This window comes from Candidatus Cloacimonadota bacterium (assembly GCA_011372345.1).
Taxonomy (GTDB): Bacteria; Cloacimonadota; Cloacimonadia; order Cloacimonadales; family TCS61; genus DRTC01.
On the sequence record DRTC01000222.1, the window covers coordinates 1 to 10,733 of the forward strand.

General features: G+C 34.1%; 8 protein-coding genes and 2 tRNA genes. 4 read left to right on the top strand and 6 right to left on the bottom strand.

The window, feature by feature from the left end:
• Positions 1–122: 122 nt before the first annotated feature.
• The 6 genes from ENL20_04295 to ENL20_04320 form a co-directional block, all read right to left on the bottom strand.
• Positions 123–2,333 (bottom strand): choice-of-anchor D domain-containing protein, encoded by a 2,211-nt coding sequence (locus tag ENL20_04295; protein HHE37776.1) that lies wholly within the window; start codon positions 2,331–2,333, stop codon positions 123–125.
• A 1,122-nt stretch (positions 2,334–3,455) separates the two neighbouring features.
• A complete protein-coding gene (locus ENL20_04300) occupies positions 3,456–4,376 on the bottom strand; it encodes a tetratricopeptide repeat protein (GenBank protein ID HHE37777.1) in 921 nt (306 codons plus the stop codon).
• The gene (locus ENL20_04305) at positions 4,366–5,574 is read right to left on the bottom strand and encodes a VanZ family protein (protein HHE37778.1); all 1,209 of its coding nucleotides are present in this window, start codon (positions 5,572–5,574) and stop codon (positions 4,366–4,368) included. Before ENL20_04305 ends, ENL20_04300 begins: the two co-directional genes overlap by 11 nt.
• A 169-nt stretch (positions 5,575–5,743) precedes the next feature.
• Positions 5,744–6,802, bottom strand: coding sequence for a DUF1573 domain-containing protein (locus tag ENL20_04310; GenBank protein HHE37779.1), 1,059 nt, complete (start codon positions 6,800–6,802; stop codon positions 5,744–5,746).
• A 174-nt stretch (positions 6,803–6,976) separates the two neighbouring features.
• Positions 6,977–7,171: a DUF1573 domain-containing protein gene (locus ENL20_04315; GenBank protein ID HHE37780.1), complete on the bottom strand. Its 195-nt coding sequence runs from the start codon at positions 7,169–7,171 to the stop codon at positions 6,977–6,979.
• A gap of 91 nt (positions 7,172–7,262) precedes the next feature.
• Positions 7,263–8,027: a M23 family metallopeptidase gene (locus ENL20_04320; protein HHE37781.1), complete on the bottom strand. Its 765-nt coding sequence runs from the start codon at positions 8,025–8,027 to the stop codon at positions 7,263–7,265.
• 131 nt (positions 8,028–8,158) lie between these two features.
• Here ENL20_04320 and ENL20_04325 point away from each other — a divergent pair, with 131 nt between their 5' ends.
• The 4 genes from ENL20_04325 (at position 8,159) to ENL20_04340 (ending at position 10,563) form a co-directional block, all read left to right on the top strand.
• Entirely contained in the window at positions 8,159–9,394 is a 1,236-nt protein-coding gene (locus ENL20_04325) for a hypothetical protein (GenBank protein HHE37782.1), read from the top strand.
• Complete coding sequence (locus tag ENL20_04330) at positions 9,363–10,274, top strand: tetratricopeptide repeat protein (GenBank protein HHE37783.1); 912 nt, start codon at positions 9,363–9,365, stop codon at positions 10,272–10,274. The genes ENL20_04325 and ENL20_04330 overlap by 32 nt, the downstream gene beginning before the upstream one ends.
• Before the next feature lie 139 nt (positions 10,275–10,413).
• Positions 10,414–10,485 (top strand) — tRNA-Lys (locus ENL20_04335).
• Positions 10,486–10,490: 5 nt separating this feature from the next.
• A tRNA-Glu gene (locus ENL20_04340) sits at positions 10,491–10,563 on the top strand.
• Positions 10,564–10,733 lie beyond the last annotated feature (170 nt).

Below are 10,733 nucleotides of genomic sequence, written 5' to 3' on the forward strand. Positions count from 1 at the left end.
TCACTTTTTTACTCTTCAACTAAATTCACAATTCACTTTTTTTTTATTCAAAGAACCTTGTCAAGAAATAATTTTTTTTTTTATCAGGGATCGGCTAAAAAGCCGATCCCTTCAAAATTTAATTAATTATTTGCTGTGACAACATAGTATTTTTGAGCACCGGCAGCTTCACCGTAAGTACCTGATGTATTACCAGTTTCTTCTAATGTCCAACCAGCTGGGAATGCTGCGTAAGGATCAGCACTGCTGTAAACATTATAAGTTAAGCCAGCTTCAACAGTCCAGGTAACTTCTACATCATCTCTGGTATTAGTTACTGTAATAGCGACTCCGGTTGGAGGATCAGGTTGACCGCCTGTGCAAGTTACGGTTAATTCGTAGGCGTTTCCTTCCCATTGGCCGCAGGGCCAGTTGTAATAATCACTCGGTCCAACCCAGATAATGTAATTACCACTTGGTCCTGGAGTATCGATTACAAGTTGACCAGGTGTACAACGAGCACCGGTTGTATATTGATAGAATGCAGTTGCGGGACAGGTAATTGTTCCCCAGCCGCCGCTGTCTTCAACCATTCCCATAACCCAGGAAATATCGGAATAGATATCCAAGGTTATGGTAGAACCAGCTTCCAGATAAATATCATACCAGTCAGTATCTCTGGTACCGCCATCTGCCCACATATTTCCGCAGACAGTAGTATTACATTGGAGCGGAGTAAAGTATTCTGTTCCAGCCGGCATATTACAGCCGCCGTTCACATCCGTACCGCAAGGTTCTCCTTCGTTATCCACACAATCTACGCAGGGAACTGCACAAGGATCATCTGCACATACTGCTGGACTTGCATGGAAAGCATTCCAGGCTTCAGCACAATCTGCAGGAAGGACACCATCTGTACATGTCGGATTCAGAGGATCCGTATAATCACAGCAAGCTCCAAATTCAAAGCATTCAAAGAAATCTACCTGATAAGGACCACTGTAAGAACTAAAACCTTCGACCACACCATAGTAAGTTCCGGGAGTTAAAGAATAACAATCTATTGTCGAAAGAGTACCGCTAAATCCTGAACAATTATCATCATTAGAGGTAATTTCAGTAACGCAGTCATCAGCAATCAATCTGATGTAAGTATCAAAAGTACTTCCTGCATTACAGGTAGTCATGGTATAATCACCGGCGTGATCGATTGTCCATTCATACCAGACATCAGGAGAAGCATTCCCGATCGTATCGGTGAATAAACTGGAGTCATCGGAATGTGAATATGGTAATGGACCTACAATATACGGATTGGAGCAGGCATCACCTTGAGCATAAGTAAATCCTGTTCCGATAAGAGGAATATTGGTTGTAAGCCTTCCTACATCATGTGTAATAACTAAATCAGCAGATTTTGCTCCATCTGTAGTCGGACAGAATCTGACCTCGATTGTAGCATTGGGCGGAAGAGCACATGGAGCAGGATTGTTCTGGATTTGGAATTCACCAGGATTAGCGCCACCGAGAGCAATATTTGAAACATTGATCGTTCCGGTACCACCATTACTGAGAGTAAAGGTTATCCAGCCTGAACAACTTCCTGTATTAACTGTCCCGTAATCATATGAAGATGGAGCTGCAATTAATACAGGTACAGTTGCAGTAAAACCAAATCTTGTCTGAGGTCTTTCTTCCGGATTTGTTTCCCAGGGATCAGAACAACCGGCAGTATTATCATTATAAGCCTGGGAATGCATACCTGTATAAACATCATAATAAACTGTTGAGTTAGAAGTATAAGAGTCATTATCAAAGCATACTTCTACCACGATATTACTTGTTCCATCCCAGGTAAAGGAAGTAGTAATGTCATTCCAGCCGGCAGCAGCAGTCCAGGTTCCGGAATATTGATTGGTCAATGTAGCTACTGACCAACCAGCAGGCATTGTTGTTTCAGTTGTATGACCCATACTGAGATTGAAGCCATTCATGACCTGAGTAGAAGCAGCACCAACATTAAAGCCGACGCTGTTAATTAGTCCGGCAGAGAGACCGGCTGCACTAAGTTCAGCAGCAGTATACAACATCTGGTTCCTGCCATCATGATAATATGTTCCAAAAGGCGTGATGTCAGTATCGTAAGCACCTGATAAACTTGCACCGGCTCCAACCGTAGCATAAGCTCTGTCGATTTCCGGTCTGGGATTATACGCTTCGGGACCATAAGGTCTTGGAGGAGCTTTTGTTTCTTTCTGGATTTCCTTTACATTACCTGTTGATAATCCAATATCTTTGGCAGAAAGGCTGAAAACAAAAAGCACCACAAATAAAATAAGAATCAATTTTTTCATAATTTTCTCCTTTGAATTTTTTTTCTTTTCTTTAATACATTTAATTTCGACATTAACGATTTAACAAATGAATTGCGATAGTAACGATCAAACTTGTTTTAATTTCGACATTAACATTCTCATCATAAAATCATAACCTAACTTTTTTTAAATCACTTATACACTTTTCAATGACCGGAACGAATTGATTCTACATTCGCTCATTGCCAATAACTTTTAAATCCCTAAATCCTGTCAAATACTTTTTTATAAAAACTTTTGTTTTTATTATTTCAGCTCAGATAACTCTTTATATAAATTGATTTTCAGAATTATCAATAATTTACATTTCCTGCTTCATTGATAAACCATCGAATTTATTCGATGGAGAAACTTAACAAATCGACTTTTGTCGGTGATCTTCCGAATAAATTCGGATTTGCTTATTGATTTTATTGCCATTCAATGAATTGAATGGTTTGAACAGCAATGACGATCTTATCTCACCTGAACTTGAATTTTAGAAAACAAGAAGAGTTATCAGTGAATTATTCTTCTGAAACGAATTGCGAAATGTTAGTTAGTAAACATTTTCCACTTCAATTTCAGAGGGTAACTTAATGTATCGGAATTTCAAAATTAGCCACAGAGATCACAGAGATTTTTTATTTTGCATTTCAATTTTCTGAATTCCCGTTTCCTTTTCCTGTTTCCAATTATATTTTTGATCAATTTACAAAGTTATGTTCTTAAAAAGAAGCAAGATAGAATTGGCATTGATTGACTTCGATGAGATTGTTGTTTTAAATTGAAAATCAACAGAAACTCTGTAACGGAAAAAATATGAATAGCCACGAGATAAATCTCGTGGCTATTCAGCTGTGATGCAAAGTACTGGAATTATGATTCTTTATCCTGAGGAATTTTATCGACTAAAATAAAGTGGGAAATGTCAGTTAATAATTTATCAATCTGTTATGGCAATGATGGAAATTCCTGTTTCTGTCATTTTCAGGATAGTAGAAATATCTTTTTTCTGAATTCCGGAAATTTTCTGATTCCATTCAGGATGTAAAATAATCCCTTTTTAAAACTAAAAAAGAATACATTTGAGACAAAAAAGAGTTGGTTAAGTGTTTATAGTTATTCGTTTTCCTGAGCAGTTTTCAAATGTTCATAAGCTCTATTCTTTTGAGAACTCCAGATGGAGATGGATTTTTCAAAATATTCTATGGCTTTCGGATATTCCTTCTTTAATAAATAATGATAGCCTATCTGACCATATTTATCCGCGATCTGCTGGTTATTTTTTAGATAGAAATTATTAAAGACAATGTTATCATATTTCTGCATAACATCCTCGGTTGCACCTATTTCCACTAATTTTTTCAGAACTTCGACAAGTTCAGGCATCTCGGAATAAATACGGATAGCCCGTTTAATGCTGCCGAGATAAAATGATTTTAAATTATGCAGGACTAAACCTTTCTCAATGTTTTCCACAGCTTCATCAAATTCATTTAATCCCCACAAAAAATCACCCAGATCAAAATATGCGTATTTTGGATAAGGATGCAGTTCTATCGCTTTTTGAAATGCCTTTTTTGCTTCTTCGATGTTAAAACCCTTGTAAACCTGAGCCAGATTCAGATAAACAAGATAATCTTCCTTTGGATCTTTATCGAGAGCAGTTTTCAGAGAATTGATGGCTTTCTCTTTTTCACCCAATTTTGCATAAGAAATTCCTAAATTGATATAAGGTTCACAGAAATCCGGTGATAATTCAATTGCTTTCCGGAAGTTAGGGATCGCTCGAGAGAGGTCATTTGCCCGGTAATACTGCATGGCAACATTGTACAGATTTCCAGCTTCTGCTGATTTACCTGATTCTTTTTGTTCCATAAATTTTTCGGATCTGGTCTCTCCCAGAAAAATGACCAGGAAGAGAAGACAGATCACGAGAAACAGAGCGCTCGTAATAATTTTGGATTCTGTCGTGATAACTATGGGATCTGTCGTATTAGCTACGGGATCTGCTGGTATTTTATTTTTTTTATTTTTCATGATGCAGGATAAAGACAACTCTTTTCTTTTGTTTTTTTAATTTATTGAACATGGTCACCGCGTTTTTATTTTTCAGGATCAGAACCTGCACACATCTTTTCTTAATATCATTAATATAGAACTGCATTTCCTCCTTTTTGGGAAAACCACCACCGCCTTTTCCTGTTTCTCCGCTACCAATTAATAAAATATCATTAGTATGACTATTTATAATTTCCAGATCTCTGGTCTGAAAAAAAGTCTTTTTATCCACGATCCTGAACAAACCATTCTCGAAAAACATAATATCGAAATAAGGGATGGGAATTCCTTTATAAATAGTCAGATTTGGGGAGTTATAGACAATATTCTTCCTGCTGAAAATACCGAATGAGATAAGTTGAGCAAGAACTAACAACAATAAAAAATATTTCACAATTTTAGATCTTGAAAAATGGAAAAAGAGAAAAAATATCACAAAAACGAGTAAACTGATATAAATGGAATTTATGCGGACATTTTTCTCTGTTAAGACCGAGCTGAAAAAAAGGAATAGAATCGTGAACACCAGTTCCAGAAATAATAGCGAAACAGGATTCTTGAAATAATCCTTGATCTTCCGATAGCGGAAATGCCATCCGTGTTTGATGATCTTCCCATTTTCATAAATGAAAAAGACAAAGATCAAACCGATCACTGCTCCCAGCATATCTTTAACGATATCACTTATATCGAATACCCGGTTCGTCATCTTCATTTGAAATGATTCATCCAGAGTAGAAATCAGTGTTGCTGCCAGAAATGTATAAAGGATGATCCTGACAGGAGAGTTCTTCCGATAACTTAAATAACGGAACATCAGATAGGAGAAGATCGTATAAGCGATATAATGCCAGTTGCTCTGGATATCAAATAATGAATTTCCCATATAAAAGTCTGAAATCTGCTGTCCGATAAATATTATAAAAAAAATAAACAGCAATGCTGAAATTCGTAATCGATTGAGTTTTTTTATGGTCAGGGAAATGATCAGGATTACAAAAGTAATTACAGCAACCGGTACAATTTGAATTTCAAATCCGGCTAAATTATATGAAAATTGAGAGATTTTTCTGATCAAAGGCTGCAGATAATATTGGCACATAATAAAAGGACCATTGAAGATGATCAGGATGTAAACGATCAACTGGTTTCTTGGTGAGAATAAAAATCCCTTCAAAAATGCTCCTTTATTTTCTCTTAAATGAATCCTGCAAAATAGAATTGGAAACCGCTAAAGCGATTAAGTTTTTGTTTTGGTCACACTTTTCCCCGCAGTTAAAACTGTGGGCTAATGATGCATCAGGCAAACAATTAGCCCACGATTCTGTTGTGGGAAATAAGTTTAGTTAATCTTTTAATATTGGGAAATCAGCTTTTTTCCATCCTTCAAAACCATTCTTCATAATATAGATGTTCTCAAAATCCAGTTCTCTCATCAATTTCAGAGTATCCATACTGCGTGTATCTGTTTTGCAGTAAACAAGGTAAATATTTTTTTTATCCAGCATCTGCATAAATTGATAAAAAGAAGAGGAATAATAATCAATATTTACTGCATTTTCAAGATGACCCTCAGCATATTCTTTTGGAGTGCGAACATCGAGGATCATGAAATTTTCAATGCTTGCATTTTTCTTTATTAATTTGTAAGCATCTGTGGGATAAATGATTCGGGAGAATTTTCCATCCTTTATTTCCGGTTTATCTTTGATCATATTTGCTAATATCTTCAGTTTGGAGATGTTGTTTTTGGGATCATTTGCAATAACTGTGATGTCGATATTAATACTCACTGCAAAATAATGAGGATTTAGTGTTAATTCAATTTTCCCTGATCTGCCCGGTTTTACGATTTCATCATAATTCGCTACTGTCAAACCTCTTCTTCTGATTTTTATGCTTCTTATGATCAAATCTCTTTTTCCCTTATTTTCAAATTCAAAATTGACATTTATGGTATCATTCATATTGATCGTGCCGATATTTTTTTTGGTTTCGAAAAAATGGATTTGCGGAGCATTTTCCAATTCCATCGGTGTTAATAAAGAAAAATCTTCTACCACATCAGCATTAAGGGTGATACTACCTCTTTTTTCATTTGATGATCTCTTTGTTTTCAGTTTTAGCGTTTCTCCCAATAATCCATACTCATTCTTTTTGGAAATGTCAAAAGTAATGATCATGTTTTCTTTCTGTCTGGGTTGAATGATCATGGAATTAAGGTCTATCTGGATATAAGGAGGTATATCTTCAAACAAAATTTCAACTGGTTCCGGATTTGAATTCTGGATTTTTAAAGTATCGATCAGAATATCAGTATCTTTAACTTTCCCAAAATCAATTCTATTTTTTTCTATCTTTAAATCTCCAATTTTCCTTCTCAATTTACCGGGAGTCGGGATCACATTTCCTTTAATTCTTATTTGATATTTTTTATCATTTTCTTTTGTCTCATTAGTCGTAACAGTAATTGCCTTATTAAACTTTCCCGGACGATTATCTGATTTATAACTAACTTTGATAAAACCGGTACCACCCGGTGCGATTTCTTCAGTTGACCAACTGGGAGTTGTGCAACCTCAACCGGCTTTGACTTTTATAAGTTTTAAAGGTTCGTCCCCGGTGTTAGTAAAATTAAAATCAATTTCATAGGGACCTTCATCCTCTTTAATATCACCAAATTCATGCGTCATGGTATCAAATTCGATTTTTGGTTGAGCAAAAAGAGAATAAATAACGAACAGCATTAATACAACTAATCCAATTTTTTTCATAATTCCACCTTTTTTTACCGCAGATTTTCGCGGATAAATACTGATAAAAAAATCAGTTAAATCCGTAAAATCAGCGACATATTTTTTTATTTTAATCCGATATATCAAGATAATTTAAAAAATGTTCATAACAAACATAATCATAATGCAGCCTGTGTCTGGGATCAAAAGATCTATTTTTGGAATCTCTTAATTCCAGGTGAAGATGTGAAGGTTTCCCGCTGTTCCTGATATTTCCGGTTAGACCTGTTAAACCAACTTTGGTGTTACCATTTACGACCTGTCCCAAACTTACATTAACTTCGTTTAAATGGGCATAAACACTTTCAATACCTTCCGGATATAAGATCCTGACAACTTTTCCATATTCAACCTTCACAGAATCGATTTCACCATTTTGTTTTTTACATTCAACCTGAACCATATAATGAGGATTATCACTCACTTCCGTTACAATTCCATATTTCGCGAGAGGAAAAACCGGTGTATTTTCCGGAACATAAAGATCTATTCCTTCATGAATTCTACGGCGCTTTTTTGTGCCCCGAAGAGTTCCGTAATGATCTGCCCAGCTATTTCTGATGTATTTCTTAATTAATTCCTTTAATGATAAACCGTCGTTAAAGGGAGATTTCAGATTTGCGGAATCATCCACAAATTGAGGAGTAAAGACAATTAAATTTTCTTTAATAGATTTGGGAGATAAAGCGATCAAAGTATCGGACTCAAAGGTAACGATCGTAATATTATCGATCTTTTTCCGTAAATACTTAATGATAAATGAATCGATAACAACAATTACTACTAATAAAGTAATGACCAAAACCTTGATCAAAACCGCAACTTTCAACCTCATTCCATATCTCCCGTGCAAAATTTTTAAGGGTTGGAAAAATTGGCAATGAATTTGTGTTGAAATTTAAACTCTTTTTTTTATGGACAAAAAAACAAAATTAAAAAAATTTCTCCAAAATTGAAAAAGTGAGAATGATGGGAAGAAAAAAAAACATAAAACAGTATTCACCTTTAACAAATCTGATTTTATACGGTTTATTGCTGATAGTTACACCTTTTTTATTACTTCAGAACTATTTACAATCAGCTATTGGTATGCTTTCAGAGTTTTCCCTTGAAATATCAGGATTTGCAATACCATATATTGTTCTTATGGCGATCATTGTTGTCAGCACTCTTATTTTTAAGAATCGAAAGCAGTTAACAAAATTCAGGATCATTTCGTTTCTCATCGTTATTTCCCTGATGATCATCGGACAAAAATCAACGGATTTCTATTTTCATCACAATTTTTATGATCTGCAGCATAACTGGCATTATTTTGCTTATGGTATTTTTTCTTTTATTGCTTATCGTTTTTTTAAAAAAAAAGGGAAACCTCCTGAAAAAATCATTTTATTCACTTTTTTATCTGCGATTCTCATATCAACTTTCGACGAATTTATCCAGATCCATATTTCCAACCGTATTTTTGATATTTGTGATATTGGAAAAGATGTCTGGGGAACTGTTATCGGATTGATTTTAATTTTCTTTGTGATTGAAGAGGGAAAAATCATTAAGAAAGGTTGGAAGATCAGGAGAAAAAAGATTAGAGACTATTTTAGAAATCCATTTTCCATACTTTTTCTCGAACTTGTTTTTGCTTATTTATTAATTTCCATCAGTTCCGTACTCACAGAAATAAACTATTCTCATATTGCAGTCTTGTTTAGTTTAGGAACATTTATTCTTTTCTTTTCAATTCTACATTTATCGAGGATAAAAATTTTCAGGATCGTTTTTATTATTCTATTAATTTCCATTATTACAATACAAGGATATTTCTATTTTAAATATAAGAATAAGAACATTGTTTATAATTCTTTCGGACTAACAGTCTATAAAGGAATTCCTTTACCTTTTTTTGATATTATGATCTTTGAAAACGGTTTTTTCAGGTTTGTTGATAAAAAACATGTTTTTAATAAGAGAGATATAAATACAATAGGCAGCTATACATCGGATATTTTGTTGATTGGAGCTGGCAAATATGGAAAAGGGGGAAAAGGATTTCCTGAAGATTTAATAACTCAGTTTATTTTTAACAAAGAAAAGAAGAATGTTATTCAAATAATAATTTTGAGCACACCGGAAGCGTGCGTTAAATTCAATCAACTGAAAAAAGAAGGATATAATGTTGTTTTTATCATCCACAATACCTGTTAAAAAAAAAAATCCGGAAGAAAAAATTGTTCGCAATTCTTTTTTAACGATCTGGGGATTATTAATAATTTTTGGAATCTTCTCGATCATTAATCCTCTCTGGTTGCAAAACTTATCAGAAGAAGGGAAAAAAACCGAAGCAATAAATTACAAAAATTATGGTGATAATTATCTTAAGAATAAAAAATATCAAGCTGCGATAGTTAATTACAAAAAAGCCTTAAAAATACAACCCGATCTAAACAGTGCGCTGGGAAATCTCGGTATCACTTACAGCCAGATGAAAAAGTATGATAAAGCAATCCTGACCTTTAAAAAGCTTTTAAAAAAAAATCCGAAACATGCTTCCACGATTTATTTTAATCTTGCTGAACAATATAAAAAAAAAGGCAACCTTGATCTAGCAATCAAATATTACAATATTTCAGCCGAATCAGATCCTTTCCCGATGTATTCGTATCGATACCTGGGAAATTTATTCTTACAAAATAATCAACTTGATGATGCCATTGATGCATTCCAAAAATCGATAGATAATAGTCTTACCTTGAACAATTCATATTTTGGTTCTTTAAAAAGAGAAAAAGAACTTTATCTGGATAAACCTGAATTTTTAGAAATAATACTCTCCTTATCAAAAGAAAATGAACCGAATGCTGAGAAAAGATTTGATAACAATATTTTTGAAGAAATGCTGAAAAAAGATAAAGAAATCGCAAAAGCACATAATTTTTTAGGTTATGCCTACAGCATGAAAAAAGATTTTCCACAGGCGACAGCACATTATCAAAAAGCACTTGAAATCTGGCCCGAATTCGAGGATGCCAGGAAAAATCTCGAAAAAATAAGATCATATCAAAATCTGAAATTGGAAAAAGAATAAAAAAGTATTTTTTATTTTTTCCGTATTTCTCACTTTCTTCATGTTAAAACTTACTTGCTGAAATAAGTTAGCGATTTTTTAGACAAAATTATTGACATGAAAAACGCAATTTTTTCTTTTGTCGTTCCGGTAAATATTTGGTCCAGTAACTCAGTGGTAGAGTATCTGCCTTTTAAGCAGAGAGTCGATGGTTCAAGTCCATCCTGGATCACTTTTGCCCCGTTCGTCTAGTGGACTAGGACTCAGGATTTTCATTCCTGCAACAGGGGTTCAATTCCCCTACGGGGTATTAATACATCTACGATGTATTTTTTTTTTAAAAGTTGCTGATAATTATCAGCAACTTTTATTTTAGAAAATCACAAACATACCCCCAAAATTTGTAGAAATAAGAATTCTAACTTTATGAATCGAAAGAATATAAGAAGATTAATTGCCTTGAAAATTACTGTTCAAAGA